Origin of the sequence: Stutzerimonas stutzeri (genome assembly GCF_000952685.1) — a bacterium.
Taxonomy (GTDB): domain Bacteria; phylum Pseudomonadota; class Gammaproteobacteria; order Pseudomonadales; family Pseudomonadaceae; genus Stutzerimonas; species Stutzerimonas stutzeri_E.
This window is the reverse complement of record NZ_JYHV01000014.1, coordinates 270,315-286,592: the sequence shown is the minus strand read 5'-3', so window position 1 is coordinate 286,592 and position 16,278 is coordinate 270,315. Positions and strand designations below refer to the sequence as shown.

Here is a 16,278-nt window from a genome sequence, read left to right as displayed (position 1 = left end):
TGCCATGAGCGCGGATGACCCGGATCACTCGGACGCTGCACCTGAATTGCCAGCTATCGAGTTCCTATCTCCGGGTCGCTTCTTGGTTGACAATCCACCAACCACGCAGAACCCGCCCGACCAATGGCAGCCCGCGCCTTTCGTTCTAAGAGAGACGATGGCGATTCAGCGCTTCGAATGTCTCGACGATGCCCGCCGGCACGCGCTCGCACTGCTCGGGCAGGCACACCGCAGCCTGAGTCTTTACAGCCCCGATCTAGAGCCGCCGCTGTACAACCACAGCAGTATTCAACAGGCTTGCGTACGTTTTCTCCTGGCGCATCCGCGCAATCGTCTGCGTGTGCTGCTCGAGGACACCTCGCGCGCCGTCAAACAGGGGCACCGCCTGCTCGGTTTGTCACGTCGATTGAGCAGTAACATGCAGATCCGCAAGCGCCACCCCGAGTATCCTGCGCACACATGCGCCTTCCTCGTCGCGGATGATTGCGGAGTAATGGTTCGCCCTGAGCCGGATCAGATGATCGGCTATGCGCTTTATAACGATCCCGGCCGCACTCGCCAGCTACAGCGAGAGTTCGACACCGCCTGGGACCATAGTCTGTCCGATCCCGACCTACGGAGCTTTCTGCTATGACTCGCCGCCTTCTCGTCGCGCTCTTGCTACTGGCCAGCATGACACTCCAGGCTGCGACCGAAGTGATCCCGCTGAGCTATCGCATGGCCGAGGATGTATTGCCGATCGCTCAGTCCGTTGTCGGCGATCAGGGCAAGGTGAACGCCTATGGCAATCAACTGATCGTCAACGCGCCCGCCTCGGTGATCAGCGAACTGCGTGATGTGCTGTCTAAGCTGGACAGCGAGCCACGAAGATTGCTCATCAGCATCGATACGCAAAACTCGGCGACGGGGGATGACAGCGGTTACCGCGTCGACGGGTCGGCGCGCGCTGGTGACATCGAAATCCAGACCGGGCGCGGCGAGCAGAACGGACGCGATCAGGTTCGCATTATCCGCCGCAGCACCAGCAGCCAAGGCAGCGGTGTCCAGCAAGTCCAGGCAACCGAGGGGTACCCGGCCCTGATCCAGGTCGGCCAAAGCGTGCCACTGACGACCAGCGGCACCGATGGTTACGGCCAGATCTATCAACAAACCCAATACCGCAACGTCACGCGCGGTTTCTATGCCACCGCCACGGTTCACGGGGACCGCGTACAGGTAACCATTAGCAGCCACCAAGATCGCATGAGCTCTTCCGTTCCTGGCGCTATCGACATTCAGGAAACAGATACCCGAGTCAGCGGCCGGCTCGGGGAATGGATTTCGCTCGGCGGTATCGACGAAAGCGCCAGTTCCAATCAGAGCGGGACCCTTCGCCGCTACTCCACCCAAGGTCGCCAAGATCACTCGTTACGAATCAAAGTAGACAGCCTGGATTAAGCAAAGCCCAAAGCATTTGTCGCGCAGCACCAAATATGTAGTGCTATAAAAAAAGCACTACAAAACATTTGACGAACCTTTTTTGCCAGCGCATTATGGCCCCGCTCCCGCTAACCAGGGGCCCTGGCAAGGGTCTCCGGATCGCGCTCAGCCAACCAGCAGAGCCGTTCCGTGACTGTACTGCCCACAAGGCGGACTGACGAGGTTGCGACTGGAACGAGTCGTCCTGAGGGACGGGGAAGCGATTAACGCATCAGCTCGAGACGTCAGTACTGCTCGCCACGCAAAGGCCTTGTGCCGCTGCGTGTGGAATGCCACGAATCATTCCAAAGCTTGCCGGCTCCTCTTGCGGTCGTAACTGCAAACCCTCCTCTCCTTGGTTCAATCCTCGTCCCGGTCGGTATTTCGACGCTCTGCCGCGTGTTGCCCGCATGATCAGCGTAAGCACGTAGGTTTCGGTGGGAAAGTCGGTGCTCAACCAAACACGAATTTTTTGAAGGATTGACCATGTCCGCTTATCAAAACGACATCAAGGCCGTTGCCGCTCTGAAAGAAGTAGCTGGAAGCAGCTGGAGCGCTATCAACCCTGAATCCGTAGCTCGTATGCGCGCTCAGAACCGCTTCAAGACCGGTCTGGAAATTGCCCAGTACACCGCCGACATCATGCGCAAAGACATGGCTGAATACGACGCCGATTCGTCCGTCTATACCCAGTCGCTGGGTTGCTGGCATGGCTTCATCGGTCAGCAGAAGCTGATCTCCATCAAAAAGCACCTGAAAACGACCAACAAGCGCTACCTCTACCTGTCGGGTTGGATGGTTGCCGCTCTGCGTTCCGAGTTCGGCCCGCTGCCGGACCAGTCCATGCACGAGAAGACCGCCGTTTCCGACCTGATCGAAGAGCTGTACACCTTCCTGCGTCAGGCTGACAGCCGCGAACTGGATCTGCTGTTCACCGCTCTGGACGCTGCTCGCGAAGCCGGCGACCAGGCCAAGGCTGCCGAGATCCAGAATCAGATCGACAACTACGAAACTCACATCGTCCCGATCATCGCCGACATCGACGCTGGCTTCGGTAACCCTGAAGCCACCTACCTGCTGGCCAAGCGCATGATCGAAGCCGGTGCCTGCTGCATCCAGATCGAAAACCAGGTTTCCGATGAGAAGCAGTGCGGCCACCAGGACGGCAAAGTTACCGTTCCGCACGCCGACTTCCTCGCCAAGATTGCCGCCGTTCGTTATGCCTTCCTCGAACTGGGCATCGACAACGGTGTGATCGTGGCGCGTACAGACTCTCTGGGTGCAGGCCTGACCAAGCAAATTGCCGTAACCAAAGAGCCGGGCGACTTGGGCGACCTGTACAACTCTTTCCTCGACTGCGAAGAAATTACCGAAGCCGAACTCGGCAACGGCGACGTCGTCATCAAGCGTGAAGGGAAGCTGCTTCGTCCGAAGCGCCTGCCAAGCAACCTGTTCCAGTTCCGCAAGGGCACCGGCGAAGACCGCTGCGTCCTGGACTGCATCACCTCGCTGCAGAACGGCGCTGACCTGCTGTGGATCGAAACCGAGAAGCCGCACGTGGGCCAGATCAAGGCCATGGTCGATCGCATCCGCGAAGTCATTCCGAATGCCAAACTGGTGTACAACAACAGCCCGTCGTTCAACTGGACGCTGAACTTCCGTCAGCAAGTGTTCGATGCCATGGTTGCCGAAGGCAAGGACGTTTCCGCCTACGATCGCGCCAAGCTAATGAGCGTCGAGTATGACGAGACCGAGCTGGCCACCCGCGCAGACGAAATGATCCGCACCTTCCAGCGCGACGGTTCCGCCCAGGCTGGCATCTTCCATCACCTGATCACGCTGCCGACCTACCACACCGCCGCGCTGTCCACCGACAACCTGGCCAAGGGTTACTTCGCCGAAGAGGGCATGCTCGCCTACGTCAAGGGTGTGCAGCGCCAGGAGCTGCGTCAGGGCATCGCCTGCGTCAAGCATCAGAACATGGCTGGTTCCGATATCGGCGACAACCACAAGGAGTACTTCGCTGGCGAGGCTGCTCTGAAGGCCAGCGGTAAAGACAACACCATGAACCAGTTCCATTAAGAGCTGTTCAGGCTCGGGCGTCGGCCCGAGCCAGTGGTGCAAGTGATGCCCCGGCATCCGTCCGAGATGCTGTTCACTAGCGGAACAGCATCTCGGTTCATAGAAGAATCAATTGTTGAGATTGTTTGCCGCTCACCCTTTGAGCGAATCCGTAAAACCCCGCCCGTACCTGCCCGTCGTCTAATACACCTCTCCCGAGGTATACATCGCCACCATCCACGCCCTGGCTAACCAGGTCAACCCTGCGCAGCGCTAAGCCGGTGGCATAGGCATCGACATTTTGTATGTCTCATTTCTCAACTTTTCGTTAGGTGTTCGCGTCGGCCTTGAGTCCTGATGGGGCTAACCTCTCCCCTTGTCCGTCATATACGACTCAACACTTTGCCAGACCCTGGCGAGCGCCTTCTGGATGCGTCTGATGGCCTCGCTAAGCGCCTTACCAGTTCTTCTCATATGCAGGCATCGTCTAGACCCCGCCCTAGTGGCTGTACAGCTCTCCGCGTCCGCCGTCCAAATCGAATATCGTTCGTGAATCCGCATTCGGCATAGACACTAGCGCTATTCGATTCGACAAGAGGCTTCGGAAAGGCAAAAAAATCCGATGCCAGTCGCCTGACATCGGATTCTTAAAAGCAGAGGCTCTGATGCCTAATGGCACCGCTGGCGAGCCTCGCGAAACAAGGTGCGGATTAACGAACCTGTGCTTCGACCTCTGCCTCTACACGGCGGTTGATCTGACGGCCTTCTTCGGTGCTGTTGTCAGCAACCGGGCGGGATTCGCCGTAGCCGACCGAATCAACACGCTGGCTTTCTACGCCGTACTGGTTGACCAGCACTTCGCGAACAGCCTGAGCGCGACGCTCGGACAGACGCTGGTTGTATTGGTCAGTACCCACCGAGTCAGTGTGACCTTCAACGGTGGTGCTGGTCTGCGGGTACTGCTGCATGAAGTCAGCCAGGTTCTTGATGTCGCTGTAGCTTTCTTCGCGAACGCGCGCCTTGTCGAAGTCGAACTTGACGTCCAGCTCGACACGGACCAGCTCCGGTTCCGGCTCTGGCTCGTTATCGACGATTGGAGCCGGTGCTGGCTCAGGAGTCGGCTCGACCTGTGCAACCTGCTGCCGTGCGCCGCCACCGAAGTTCAGGCCTACACCCACGCCAGCCATCCACTCGCTGTCGCCGGCATCGATGTTGTGCATGCCATCAACGCTGGCCTTGGCAAAGAAGTTTTCGGTGAAGTAATACTTCAGACCCGCGCCAATGTTAGCAAAGGTGCTGTGGTCACGACCGCTACGTGCTGCCTGGCCGATGCTCTGGTGAGCCATGCCGGCGGAAACGTAAGGACGCAGACCTACGCCTGGCTGGCCGAAGTGGTAGGCCGCATCAAGAGAAGTCAGGCTTCCCTTGATGTTCTTGTGGCCGCCGCCCGCTACCGGCTCGTCGGAAGTGACGTCGTGATATTCGCCGTAGGACAGGCCCAAGGAAACATCATCGGTGAGAAAATAGCTGGCGCCAGCGCCATAGAGCTCGCCTTCGTCTTCGAAGCCGCGGGAGCTGTCTGAGAAGTAATGCTTGCCGAATGCTTCCACCTCTACAGCGCCCTGGCCCTGGGCGAGCGCGCTAAGAGAAGTAGCAGCAACCATAGAGCCAATTACAACGCCCAAGGTGTTTTTAAGTTTCATCCGTAAATCCCCATCTGGTGGTGAGTATCAGAACAATCTAAGGAAACCGGCTGTCTCTAAGCCCAAGCTGTTCGCTATCACTAAGACAGTTTGTTGCCATTAAGTTTCAGCAATTCCCGAAAATTTTTCCCGCAGTTTATCCAGTGCACGCTTGTATCGCATCTTCGTTGCGCTTAGGCCCATATGCATGATGTCGGCGATTTCTTGAAATTCCAGCTCCGCGACAAAGCGCAGCACAAGTATCTCCCGATCAATCTGATTCACATGGACCAGCCACTTGTCTAGCCCCGCCTTTTCCTCGGTGTTGGGCGTCTTTTCCTCGACAGCCTCCTCGACCGGATCGAGGCTCAGCGCATCAAGTAACCGTCGCTTACGGCGTTCTTTGCGATACTGCGTAATACATTCGTTGTACGTAATGCTGTATAGCCATGTCTTGAACTTCGATTTGCCTTCAAAGTTCTTCAAGCCGTACAACACCTTCAACATCACTTCTTGACAAACGTCATCTGCGTCCCGGTCGTTTCCCAAATAACGCGCACATACGTTAAATAGCGTGCGCTGATATCGTCGCATCAGCTCTTCATACGCGCGCGTGATATGGAACAGCTCGGCATGAGCACGCTGCACCAGCTCTTCATCGGAAAGCTGGCGGGGGTCATAGCTCATGTTGGGCGGATGGGCTTTAGTCAAGACGCTTCGAACCGGCAAAAGTCGTGGCCGCCATTCACGGTAGCCCGCGAAAAGGGGCGGCGCACTTTAACAGATTACCGAGCCTAACGGCTGCCCACGCGCTGTTCCAGCAACACTCTATTTGCAATCGAGACCAGCTCACCGTCGTCAGTGAGCAGTAAGGTCTTGGCGGTGCCGATCTCTTCGATAACGCCCTCCAGCTGCAGTCCCTCGAGCCGCACCCGCTGGCCGACTTCGTACAGCTCGCGCCCATAGATTCCGGCCAGGATCTGACTGACCAGTTCACGGCTACCAAGACCCAAGGCCAGCGCAACCGCCAAGCCGACGGAGATCAAAGCAATCGCGATCACATAGTTGAGCAGCTCGGTCTTGACCTCCAATTGGCCGATTGCAACCGAGATGATGATGATGATCACCAAGCCCTGAGCGATCCGCCCCAGCCCGCTGGCGTACTCGAGCCCAACTCCCTCGGCAGCACCTCGAACCAACCCGTTGACCAATTGAGCCAGCAGGATACCGACGAGCAAGATCAGCCCGGCACCGAATACCTTGGGCACATAAAGCGCGAGCATATCGAGCGTCGCCGACACCCGGGCGAGACCGAGGGATTCGGCAGCCGACACCAGGAAAACCAACAGAACGAACCAATAAACGATCTTGCCGATGAGGACCGATATCGGTACGCGAATCCCGGCACGCCCGAGCAGCTTGGTCACACCGGTACCCGCGACCAATCGATCAAGGCCTATTTTCGCCAGAACCTTCGACAGCAAGGTGTCTAGTAACTTGGCGACTATAAAGCCGACAGCCACTACCAACAACGCACCAAACAAACGCGGAATGAACGCCGCCACGGGTTCCCAAAGCGCATTCAGCGCGCCCAGCAAGCTTTGGCCCCAGGGATCTAATTCCATGATCAATCCGCCTTATCGAAAGAAGAATGGGGGGAGGAACGACGACGGGTAACAGCCGAGGTGTGCGGCGCCCCGCTGCTGAAGGCAATCAGCACGGCCTGCAGCCAGTGGCCCATCAGTCCGAACAGATCGCCTGCGCCAACCTGACGGTTCGCCGTCTTCAGTACGCGGTCCAGGCAGGCATCGTCATCGCGCGCCGACTGCGCGTTGAGCATGTCCCGCAAGGATTCTTCAAAGGGATCGCGCATGTTTACCTCGCTAACAGTCTGACCTAGACGGCTTAACCGTGTGGGTAGTCACATTCACACCCATTTCAGCCGGCGAAAAATCCACCACTGGAAACCAGCCACCGCCATGATCACGGTGCATGCCACCGCAAATCCGTATGGGTTCTCAGAGCCGGGAATGCCCCCGACGTTGATGCCAAGCAGTCCGGTAAGAAAACTCATTGGCAGGAAAAAGCCGGTGATTATGCCGAGCAGATACATGGTTCTGTTCATTCGCTCGCGCATTCGACGCTCCTCTGCCTCAAGCACCAAATTGACTCGTTCGCGCACCAAATCCAGCTCCTCGAGATAGCGGATCAGCCGGTTGTTCAGCTCATTCCAGTAATCCGTATCGTCATCGACGAACCAGGGCAAACGATTACGTGTCAGCTGTGCATAGATTTCACGCTGTGGCAGCAGGAAGCGACGAAGGCTCGCAGCCTGGCGTCGCAAGTACAACATCTTGTCCTGGGGCGGCGTGTAACGTTCGTCCGCCTCGATTCGCTCCTCTTCCTCGTCCAGTTTTTCCGTCAGCACCGCGACCAAGTCGTCGACACGATCGGTGAGTGCATCAGCCAAGCTGAGCAAGATTTCGGATGACGTTTTCGGCCCGACACCGGCCTTCAACTGTTGAAGTACCACTTCGGTGGAGCGCAGCGGGCGCAGGCGCAGCGAGATGACCCTCCGAGCATCCGCAAATACTCGCAGCGAGACCATATCCTCGGGCTCAGCGTCGGGGTTCAAATTGACACCCCGCAGAAACAGCAATAGCTCGTCCTCTGGCAACGCGAGCAAACGTGGCCGGGTGTTCTCCTCCAGCAGTACGTCGCAGACGAACCCGCTTAATCCGCTTTGCTTACGCAGCCAGGCCTGCGCCTGCGCCTGGCTGCGGTCCCAGTGAAGCCACAGGCTTTCGGAATCAGCCAGCTGCAGCGAGGGAATGTCTGCGTAGGCAACCTGGCGCGCCCCACCCTGTCCGTCCAGGACCATTGCATGCAAAAGGCCTGCATGGCCAATCTCCTCAGACAAAATCGTCCCCCTTCAAATCGCGAAAGCCCGGCATAGCCGGGCTCGGTAAACGGACGCCGGCGCTCAGCCAGGCATCTTCAGCATCTCTGGCGATACTATAATGCCGTTGTTGTCGGCATACACATATTCACCTGGACGGAACGTAACCCCACAGAAAGTTACCGGAACATTGAGGTCGCCAATGCCACGCTTGTCCGTCTTCATCGGATGGGTGGCCAGTGCCTGCACTCCGAGCTCGGTCTGGGCGATTACGTCGACATCTCGAATGCAGCCATAAATCACCAGCCCTTCCCAGCCGTTACGGGCGGCCTTCTCTGCAAGCATGTCGCCCAGCAATGCCCGTCGTAGCGAGCCACCGCCATCAACCACCAGCACCTTGCCGGTGCCGTCGACGTCCACTTGCTCCTTGACCAGCGAATTATCCTCGAAGCATTTGATGGTCACGATCTGCCCGCCAAAGGAGTCGCGGCCGCCAAAATTGCTGAAGATCGGCTCCACTACCTGCACCAATTCCGGGTAGGCGTCGCACAGATCGGGAGTGATGTATTGCATGGTAAATCTCCTTCCAGTGGGAATCGCATCAGATCTCAGGGGTATCAACCATCCAGGTCGACATGAACACCTCGGCGCACCGCAGGCGTCGGCATCACGGAATGCGTCCCATAGACCGCAACTCCCGCCACCCGAGAAAAGTGAGAAAGGGCGGAGACCGCCCTTTTTGCTTTGCCGCCCGTGCGATTACTTGATTTCGGCGTCCGCCAGGAAGAACCAGGTATCAAGCACAGAATCGGGGTTCAGCGACACGCTCTCGATGCCCTGCTCCATCAGCCACTTAGCCAGATCCGGGTGATCCGACGGACCTTGTCCGCAAATACCGATGTACTTGCCAGCTTTGTTACAGGCCTCGATCGCATTGGCCAGCAGTTTTTTCACCGCCGGATTACGCTCATCGAACAGGTGCGCAATGATGCCGGAGTCGCGATCCAGACCGAGCGTAAGCTGCGTCATGTCATTGGAGCCGATGGAGAAGCCATCGAAGAATTCGAGGAACTCGTCAGCCAGCAGAGCGTTGGATGGCAGCTCGCACATCATGATAATACGCAGGCCGTTTTCGCCACGCTTGAGGCCGAACTGGCCGAGGATATCGATGACCTGCGACGCCTCACCCAGGGTGCGCACGAAGGGCACCATCAGCTCCACGTTGGTCAGCCCCATCTCATCGCGAACCTTGCGCATGGCACGGCACTCGAGTTCGAAGCAGTCGCGGAAGGATTCGCTGATGTAACGCGAAGCGCCGCGGAAACCGAGCATCGGGTTCTCTTCTTCAGGCTCGTAGAGCTTGCCTCCGATCAGGTTGGCATACTCGTTGGACTTGAAGTCCGACAGACGCACGATGACCTTCTTCGGCCAGAATGCGGCAGCCAACGTGCTAACCCCCTCGACCAACTTCTCGACATAGAAGTCGACCGGATCGCCATAGCCTGCGATACGTTTTTCGACGCTGGACTTGATGTCTGACGGCAGACCGTCGAAATTCAACAGCGCCTTGGGGTGCACACCGATCATGCGATTGATAATGAATTCAAGCCGTGCCAGGCCGACACCAGCGTTCGGTAACTGGGCGAAGTCGAATGCACGGTCCGGGTTGCCGACGTTCATCATGATCTTGAACGGCAGTTCGGGCATGGCATCAATGGAATTCTGACGGATGTCGAAGCCCAGCTCACCCTCGAAAATCAGCCCGGTGTCGCCCTCGGCGCAAGTGACGGTGACGCGCTGGCCGTCCTGCAGCAGCTCGGTTGCATTACCACAACCAACAACCGCGGGAATGCCCAGTTCACGTGCGATGATGGCCGCGTGACAGGTACGGCCGCCGCGGTTGGTAACGATGGCGCTAGCGCGCTTCATCACCGGCTCCCAATCCGGGTCGGTCATGTCCGATACCAGAACGTCGCCGGGCTGCACCTTATCCATCTCGGATACGTCGCGAATGATCTTCACCGGGCCAGCGCCGATACGCTGACCGATGGCGCGGCCTTCGACCAGGACCGTGCCTTTTTCCTTGAGCAGGTAGCGCTCCATGACGTTGGCGCTGCTGCGGCTCTTTACGGTTTCTGGACGCGCTTGAACGATATATAGCTGGTTGTCATCGCCATCTTTGGCCCACTCGATGTCCATCGGGCGACCGTAGTGCTTCTCGATGGTCATAGCCTGCCGGGCAAGATTGGCGACTTCGGCATCGCTCAGACAGAAACGCATGCGCTCGGCCTGATCGACTTCCACGGTTTTGACCGATTTGCCAGCGCTGGCTTCTTCGCCATAGACCATTTTTATCGCCTTGCTGCCCAGATTCCGACGCAGGATGGCGGGACGACCGGCCTCAAGGGTGTGCTTGTGAACATAGAACTCGTCGGGGTTCACCGCGCCTTGCACGACGGTCTCGCCCAAGCCGTAGGCGCCGGTGATGAACACCACGTCGCGGAAGCCGGACTCGGTGTCGAGGGTGAACATCACACCGGCAGTGCCGGTCTCGGAGCGGACCATACGCTGAACGCCCGCGGACAATGCGACCAGCTTGTGATCGAAGCCCTGGTGCACGCGATAGGCGATCGCACGATCGTTGAAGAGCGAGGCAAACACTTCCTTGGTAGCGCGGATCACATTGTCCACGCCACGAATGTTGAGGAAGGTTTCCTGCTGACCGGCGAATGAAGCGTCCGGCAGATCCTCGGCGGTGGCGGAGGAGCGAACTGCTACCGCCATGTTGTCATTACCGCCGGCCATTTCTGCAAAGGCGGTACGGATATCGGCGTCCAATTGCGGCGGAAACTCAGCTTCCATCACCCAACCGCGGATCTGCGAGCCCGCCTTGGCGAGTGCATTAACGTCATCGACATCCAATGCATCGAGAAGCGCATGGATTTGCTCGTTGAGACCGCTGAGCTCCATGAAATCACGATAGGCCTGGGCCGTGGTGGCGAAACCGCCAGGTACCGAAACACCGGCGCCTGCAAGGTTGCTGATCATCTCGCCAAGGGAGGCGTTCTTGCCCCCTACACGCTCAACATCATGATTGCCGAGCTTATCGAGGGAAACTACGTACTCTACCAAGGTGATCTCTCCACGTTGTTTTGGGAACTCGGTTCGTGCCCATCCGCGGCACGGTGGTCTGGCCCTGCAAAATAAGTAACAATGCCCGCCAATCGAGGCTCGGCGAAGGGGCCTACTATAGCTGAGAACCGTTCTTGACTTAAGGTCCCAGGCGCAATGAAACGAACTGCATTTTTTATATCCGACGGTACCGGGATCACGGCTGAAACACTCGGCCAAAGCCTGTTGGCACAGTTCGAAACCATCAACTTCATCAAGCTCACCCGACCGTATATCGATACGGCGGAAAAAGCGCGGGCAATGGTACAGCAAATCAATAAAGCGGCGGAAAGTGACGGCGCTCGCCCGATCATATTCGATACGCTGGTGAACCAGGAGATTCGCGACATCCTGGCTGAGTCCAATGGCTTCATGATCGACATCTTTTCATCCTTTCTCGCTCCGCTGGAACATGAGCTGATGTCACGTTCCTCCTATTCGGTCGGCAAATCCCACTCGATCAGCCATAACGCCAACTACATGGAGCGAATCGACGCAGTCAATTTCGCTCTGGACAACGATGACGGCGCCCGCACGCACTACTACGACAAGGCGGATTTGATTTTGGTCGGCGTCTCCAGGTGCGGCAAAACGCCCACCTGCCTCTACATGGCCATGCAGTACGGCATCCGGGCAGCCAATTACCCGCTGACCGAAGACGACATGGAACGCTTGCAACTACCTACCGCGCTCAAAACCCACCGGGACAAGCTGTTCGGCTTGACCATCGATCCAGACCGCTTAACTGCCATTCGCAACGAGCGCAAACCGAACAGCCGCTACGCCAGCTACGCTCAATGCGAATTCGAGGTTCGCGAAGTGGAAAGTATGTTCCGCCGCGAGAACATCAATTACATCAATTCCACGCACTTCTCGGTGGAGGAGATATCCGCCAAGATTCTTGTCGAGAAAGGCGTCGAACGACGGCTCAAATAAGCGCCGTTCTGCTAGACAACAAAAAGTCCGCTTAGTGCGGACTTTCTGCGTCTATGCCGTTCTGTCTTCGGGCGGTCAACCAACGTACGGCTGACCGCAAGCCCTTGATCCATGCAAAGCTCGGTGCCCGTGATCAGAGGCCATCGCTTGGTACCCTCACCCAACCTTCCATCAATATTCGTGCGCTGCGGCTCATGCTTGCCTTAAGCACCGTCCACTCGCCGTTGACCTCGCGGGCCTCAGCACCCACCCTCAACGTACCGGACGGGTGCCCGAACACGACTTCCGAGCGATCGCCTCCCCCGGCGGCCAGATTGACCAGCGTGCCTGGAATCGAGGCGGCCGTACCGATGGCAACCGCCGCGGTTCCCATCATCGCGTGATGCAACTTGCCCATCGAGAGGGCGCGCACCAGCAGGTCGACATCTGAAGCGCTAACGGCTTTGCCGCTGGATGAGGTGTAGTCCCGCGGCTTGGCAACGAAGGCAACCTTGGGCGTATGCTGCCGCTTCACGGCATCCGCGATCGTCTTGATCAGACCCATGCGCAGCGCACCGTGAGCACGAATCAACTCGAACATGGCCAGTATTTTCGGATCTCCGTTGACCGCATCCTGCAGCTCGCTACCGGTGAGCCCTACATCCTCTGCGTTGATGAAAATGGTCGGGATACCGGCGTTGATCATGGTCGCTTTCAGCGCGCCGACGCCCGGTACCTCAAGCGAGTCGACCAGGTTTCCGGTGGGAAACATCGAACCACCAGCCTCGCCCTCGTCGGCGGGATCCAGGAACTCCAGCACGATCTCCGCCGAAGGAAAGGTCACCCCATCCAATTCGAAATCACCGGTTTCCTGAACCTCGCCGTTGGTCACCGGCACATGCGCGATGATGGTCTTGCCGATATTGGCCTGCCAGATGCGCACGCTGCAGACGCCGTTCTGCGGAATGCGTTCCGGGTCGAGCAGTCCGGCATGCAGTGCAAACGCGCCAGCAGCCGTTGAAAGATTGCCGCAGTTGCCGCTCCAGTCGACAAAGGCGCTGTCGATCGAGACCTGCCCATAAAGGTAGTCGACGTCATGTTCAGGGCGGGTGCTCTTGGACAGGATGACGCATTTACTGGTGCTGGACGTCGCGCCGCCCATACCATCGGTGTGCTTGCCATAAGGGTCGGGGCTGCCGACGACACGCATGAACAGCTTGTCCCGCGCCGCGCCCGGAACCTGCGCCGCGAGCGGCAGATCCTTGAGGCGGAAAAACACACCCTTGCTGGTGCCCCCGCGCATATAGGTGGCCGGAATTCTCAGTTGCGGTGCGTGTACCATGGAAATCTGCCTTATTAAATACACTGGCCATAGAACGGATTCGGACTCTCAGGGCGCAACGCTGCTGCTTGTGCGCAGCAGCGAAGCCTCGCGCGCACTCAGGATTGGTTGAGGAAATCCTTCGCGAAGCGCTGCAGCACACCGCCGGCGTCATAGATCGATACCTCTTCCGCCGTATCGAGGCGACACGTGACTGGCACCTCGACACGTTCGCCACTCTTGCGGGTGATCACCAACGTCAGCGTGGCATGCGGCGTGCGCTCACCGATCACGTCATAGGTTTCGCTACCATCGATGCCCAGCGTCAGGCGCGTGGTGCCCGGCTTGAATTCGAGCGGCAGCACGCCCATGCCAACCAAATTGGTTCGATGGATCCGCTCGAAGCCTTCCGCTACGATCGCCTCCACACCCGCCAACCGAACGCCTTTCGCCGCCCAATCGCGGGATGAGCCCTGCCCGTAATCGGCGCCAGCGATGATGATCAGCGGCTGCTTGCGGTTCATGTAGGTTTCGATGGCTTCCCACATGCGCATCACCTTACCGTCCGGCTCGACGCGCGTCAGCGAACCTTTCTTAACCTGCCCGTCGACAACCGCCATCTCGTTGACCAATTGCGGGTTAGCGAATGTCGCACGCTGGGCGGTCAGGTGATCGCCGCGGTGCGTGGCGTAAGAATTGAAGTCCTCTTCCGGCAAGCCCATCTTGGCCAGGTATTCGCCGGCAGCACTGTCGAGCAGGATCGCGTTGGATGGCGACAGGTGATCGGTGGTGATGTTGTCCGGCAGCACCGCCAGCGGGCGCATACCCTTGAGCGAGCGCTCACCTGCGAGAGCGCCTTCCCAGTAAGGCGGACGGCGGATGTAGGTCGACGTCGGACGCCAGTCGTACAGCGGGCTTTCCGCCTCTACCACCGTACCCAGATCGAACATCGGGATATAGATCTGCTTGAACTGCTCCGGCTTGACCGATGCAGCAACAATGCGGTCGATCTCTTCATCACTCGGCCAAAGATCCTTGAGCGTAACCGGATTGGCCAGTTGGTCATGACCGAGTACATCCTTCTCGATATCGAAACGCACGGTACCGGCGATGGCATAGGCAACCACTAACGGCGGTGACGCCAGGAACGCCTGCTTGGCGTATGGGTGAATGCGACCATCGAAGTTGCGGTTACCCGAGAGCACTGCCGTGGCGTACAGGTCACGGTCGATGATTTCCTGCTGGATCTTAGGATCCAGCGCACCGGACATGCCATTACAGGTGGTACAGGCGTAGGCCACGATGCCGAAACCGAGTTTTTCCAGTTCAGTCAGAAGGCCAGCGTCCTCCAGATATAGCTTGGCGACCTTTGAGCCCGGCGCGAATGAAGTCTTGACCCAGGGCTTGCGCACCAAACCCAGCTCGTTGGCCTTCTTTGCCAGCAGGCCAGCGGCGACTACGTTGCGCGGGTTCGATGTATTGGTGCAGCTGGTGATGGCGGCGATGATCACCGCGCCGTCCGGCATCAGTCCTTCACGCTCTTCGGCTTGCGCCTTGTCGAGATCGCCAGCGATGCCGCGCTCATGCAACGCGGACGTTGGTAGGCGACGATGGGGGTTGGACGGGCCGGCCATGGTGCGTTCGACGCTCGACAGGTCGAACTCCAACACCCGCTCATATTCGGCATCGACCAGGGCATCAGCCCACAGGCCGGTAGTCTTTGCGTAGTTTTCCACCAGCGCCACCTGTTCCGGTTCACGACCCGTCAACTTCAGATAGTCGATGGTTTGCTGGTCGATATAGAACATTGAAGCCGTGGCACCGTATTCCGGGCACATGTTGGAGATCGTTGCGCGGTCCCCGATGGTCAGGCTGGCCGCGCCGTCACCGAAGAACTCCACATACGCACCAACCACACGTTCCTTGCGCAGGAACTCGGTCAATGCCAGGACAATGTCAGTCGCGGTAATACCGGGCTGACGCTTGCCCGTCAGGCGAACGCCGATAATATCCGGCAGTCGCATCATCGATGCGCGGCCGAGCATCACGGTCTCGGCTTCCAACCCACCGACACCGACGGCGATTACACCGAGCGCGTCGACGTGCGGGGTGTGGCTGTCGGTACCAACGCAGGTATCCGGGAAGGCAATGCCGCCACGGGCCTGAATCACCGGTGACATCTTCTCCAAATTGATCTGGTGCATGATCCCGTTGCCAGCCGGGATCACATCGACATTCTTGAATGCCGTCTTGGTCCACTCGATGAAGTGAAAGCGATCCTCGTTGCGACGCTCTTCGACGGCACGGTTCTTCTCAAATGCGTCAGGGTCGAAGCCAGCATATTCGACGGCAAGAGAATGATCGACGATCAGCTGGGTCGGCACCACAGGATTGACCTTGGCCGGGTCACCGCCCTGCTCGGCAATCGCATCGCGCAGGCCGGCCAGATCCACCAGCGCGGTCTGGCCGAGGATGTCATGACAGACCACGCGCGCCGGATACCAGGGGAAATCCAGGTCACGGCGTCGCTCTATGATCTGTCTCAGCGAATCGGCCATGATGGCCGGATCGCAACGCCGCACCAGCTGTTCGGCCAGCACGCGCGAAGTATAGGGGAGTTTGTCGTAGGCCCCGGGCTGGATGGCTTCGACCGCGGCGCGTGTATCGAAGTAGTCCAGCAACGTGCCGGGCAGTGGTTTGCGGTGTTCTGTATTCATGCCTATGACTCAATCCAGTGGGATGTTCGCAAAAGCGGGTTGGAGAGACCACAA

Annotated in this window: 13 protein-coding genes; 4 read left to right on the top strand and 9 right to left on the bottom strand. The window is 58.4% G+C overall.

Translation table 11 applies throughout. The annotated features are described in order from the left end of the window. Nucleotides 1–4 precede the first annotated feature (4 nt). The 3 genes from UF78_RS08125 (at nucleotide 5) to UF78_RS08115 (ending at nucleotide 3,540) form a co-directional block, all read left to right on the top strand. Nucleotides 5–634 carry a hypothetical protein gene (locus tag UF78_RS08125; protein WP_045161603.1) on the top strand — a complete coding sequence of 210 codons (630 nt, stop codon included), beginning with the start codon at nucleotides 5–7 and terminating at the stop codon, nucleotides 632–634. Next, nucleotides 631–1,437: a secretin N-terminal domain-containing protein gene (locus UF78_RS08120; RefSeq protein WP_045161602.1), complete on the top strand. Its 807-nt coding sequence runs from the start codon at nucleotides 631–633 to the stop codon at nucleotides 1,435–1,437. The genes UF78_RS08125 and UF78_RS08120 overlap by 4 nt, the downstream gene beginning before the upstream one ends. A gap of 507 nt (nucleotides 1,438–1,944) precedes the next feature. Beyond that, complete coding sequence (locus UF78_RS08115) at nucleotides 1,945–3,540, top strand: isocitrate lyase (protein ID WP_045161600.1); 1,596 nt, start codon at nucleotides 1,945–1,947, stop codon at nucleotides 3,538–3,540. Nucleotides 3,541–4,229: 689 nt separating this feature from the next. Here UF78_RS08115 and UF78_RS08110 read toward each other — a convergent pair. From UF78_RS08110 to ppsA, 7 genes are all read right to left on the bottom strand, one after another. Further along, nucleotides 4,230–5,222, bottom strand: coding sequence for an OmpA family protein (locus UF78_RS08110; RefSeq protein WP_045161598.1), 993 nt, complete (start codon nucleotides 5,220–5,222; stop codon nucleotides 4,230–4,232). Between the two features lie 99 nt (nucleotides 5,223–5,321). After that, nucleotides 5,322–5,888, bottom strand: a complete 567-nt coding sequence (sigX, locus tag UF78_RS08105; protein ID WP_045161597.1) for an RNA polymerase sigma factor SigX — start codon at nucleotides 5,886–5,888, stop codon at nucleotides 5,322–5,324. Between the two features lie 107 nt (nucleotides 5,889–5,995). After that, nucleotides 5,996–6,826 (bottom strand): mechanosensitive ion channel family protein, encoded by an 831-nt coding sequence (locus tag UF78_RS08100; RefSeq protein ID WP_045161596.1) that lies wholly within the window; start codon nucleotides 6,824–6,826, stop codon nucleotides 5,996–5,998. A 2-nt stretch (nucleotides 6,827–6,828) separates the two neighbouring features. After that, entirely contained in the window at nucleotides 6,829–7,074 is a 246-nt protein-coding gene (locus UF78_RS08095; protein WP_045161594.1) for a hypothetical protein, read from the bottom strand. A 54-nt stretch (nucleotides 7,075–7,128) separates the two neighbouring features. After that, a complete protein-coding gene (locus tag UF78_RS08090) occupies nucleotides 7,129–8,082 on the bottom strand; it encodes a zinc transporter ZntB (RefSeq protein WP_080890570.1) in 954 nt (317 codons plus the stop codon). Between the two features lie 102 nt (nucleotides 8,083–8,184). Beyond that, the gene (rraA, locus tag UF78_RS08085) at nucleotides 8,185–8,673 is read right to left on the bottom strand and encodes a ribonuclease E activity regulator RraA (RefSeq protein WP_045161591.1); all 489 of its coding nucleotides are present in this window, start codon (nucleotides 8,671–8,673) and stop codon (nucleotides 8,185–8,187) included. Between the two features lie 186 nt (nucleotides 8,674–8,859). Continuing rightward, nucleotides 8,860–11,232 carry a phosphoenolpyruvate synthase gene (gene ppsA, locus UF78_RS08080; RefSeq protein ID WP_045161589.1) on the bottom strand — a complete coding sequence of 791 codons (2,373 nt, stop codon included), beginning with the start codon at nucleotides 11,230–11,232 and terminating at the stop codon, nucleotides 8,860–8,862. Between the two features lie 156 nt (nucleotides 11,233–11,388). On the opposite strand from ppsA, the gene ppsR reads away from it, so the two are divergent. After that, nucleotides 11,389–12,207, top strand: coding sequence for a posphoenolpyruvate synthetase regulatory kinase/phosphorylase PpsR (gene ppsR, locus UF78_RS08075; protein ID WP_045161588.1), 819 nt, complete (start codon nucleotides 11,389–11,391; stop codon nucleotides 12,205–12,207). Nucleotides 12,208–12,340: 133 nt separating this feature from the next. On the opposite strand, the gene prpF is transcribed toward ppsR, so the two are convergent. After that, nucleotides 12,341–13,528: a 2-methylaconitate cis-trans isomerase PrpF gene (gene prpF, locus UF78_RS08070; protein WP_045161587.1), complete on the bottom strand. Its 1,188-nt coding sequence runs from the start codon at nucleotides 13,526–13,528 to the stop codon at nucleotides 12,341–12,343. 98 nt (nucleotides 13,529–13,626) lie between these two features. Next, nucleotides 13,627–16,224: a Fe/S-dependent 2-methylisocitrate dehydratase AcnD gene (gene acnD / locus UF78_RS08065; protein WP_045161585.1), complete on the bottom strand. Its 2,598-nt coding sequence runs from the start codon at nucleotides 16,222–16,224 to the stop codon at nucleotides 13,627–13,629. Between the last annotated feature and the right edge of the window lie 54 nt (nucleotides 16,225–16,278).

Bases quoted from the DNA above. Each gene is read 5' to 3' on its own strand.
- UF78_RS08125 (WP_045161603.1), top strand. From the start codon at position 5: ATGAGCGCGGATGACCCGGATCACTCGGACGCTGCACCTGAATTGCCA.
- UF78_RS08120 (WP_045161602.1), top strand. From the start codon at position 631: ATGACTCGCCGCCTTCTCGTCGCGCTCTTGCTACTGGCCAGCATGACA.
- UF78_RS08115 (WP_045161600.1), top strand. From the start codon at position 1,945: ATGTCCGCTTATCAAAACGACATCAAGGCCGTTGCCGCTCTGAAAGAA.
- UF78_RS08110 (WP_045161598.1), bottom strand. From the start codon at position 5,222: ATGAAACTTAAAAACACCTTGGGCGTTGTAATTGGCTCTATGGTTGCT.
- sigX (WP_045161597.1), bottom strand. From the start codon at position 5,888: ATGAGCTATGACCCCCGCCAGCTTTCCGATGAAGAGCTGGTGCAGCGT.
- UF78_RS08100 (WP_045161596.1), bottom strand. From the start codon at position 6,826: ATGGAATTAGATCCCTGGGGCCAAAGCTTGCTGGGCGCGCTGAATGCG.
- UF78_RS08095 (WP_045161594.1), bottom strand. From the start codon at position 7,074: ATGCGCGATCCCTTTGAAGAATCCTTGCGGGACATGCTCAACGCGCAG.
- UF78_RS08090 (WP_080890570.1), bottom strand. From the start codon at position 8,082: ATGGTCCTGGACGGACAGGGTGGGGCGCGCCAGGTTGCCTACGCAGAC.
- rraA (WP_045161591.1), bottom strand. From the start codon at position 8,673: ATGCAATACATCACTCCCGATCTGTGCGACGCCTACCCGGAATTGGTG.
- ppsR (WP_045161588.1), top strand. From the start codon at position 11,389: ATGAAACGAACTGCATTTTTTATATCCGACGGTACCGGGATCACGGCT.
- prpF (WP_045161587.1), bottom strand. From the start codon at position 13,528: ATGGTACACGCACCGCAACTGAGAATTCCGGCCACCTATATGCGCGGG.
- acnD (WP_045161585.1), bottom strand. From the start codon at position 16,224: ATGAATACAGAACACCGCAAACCACTGCCCGGCACGTTGCTGGACTAC.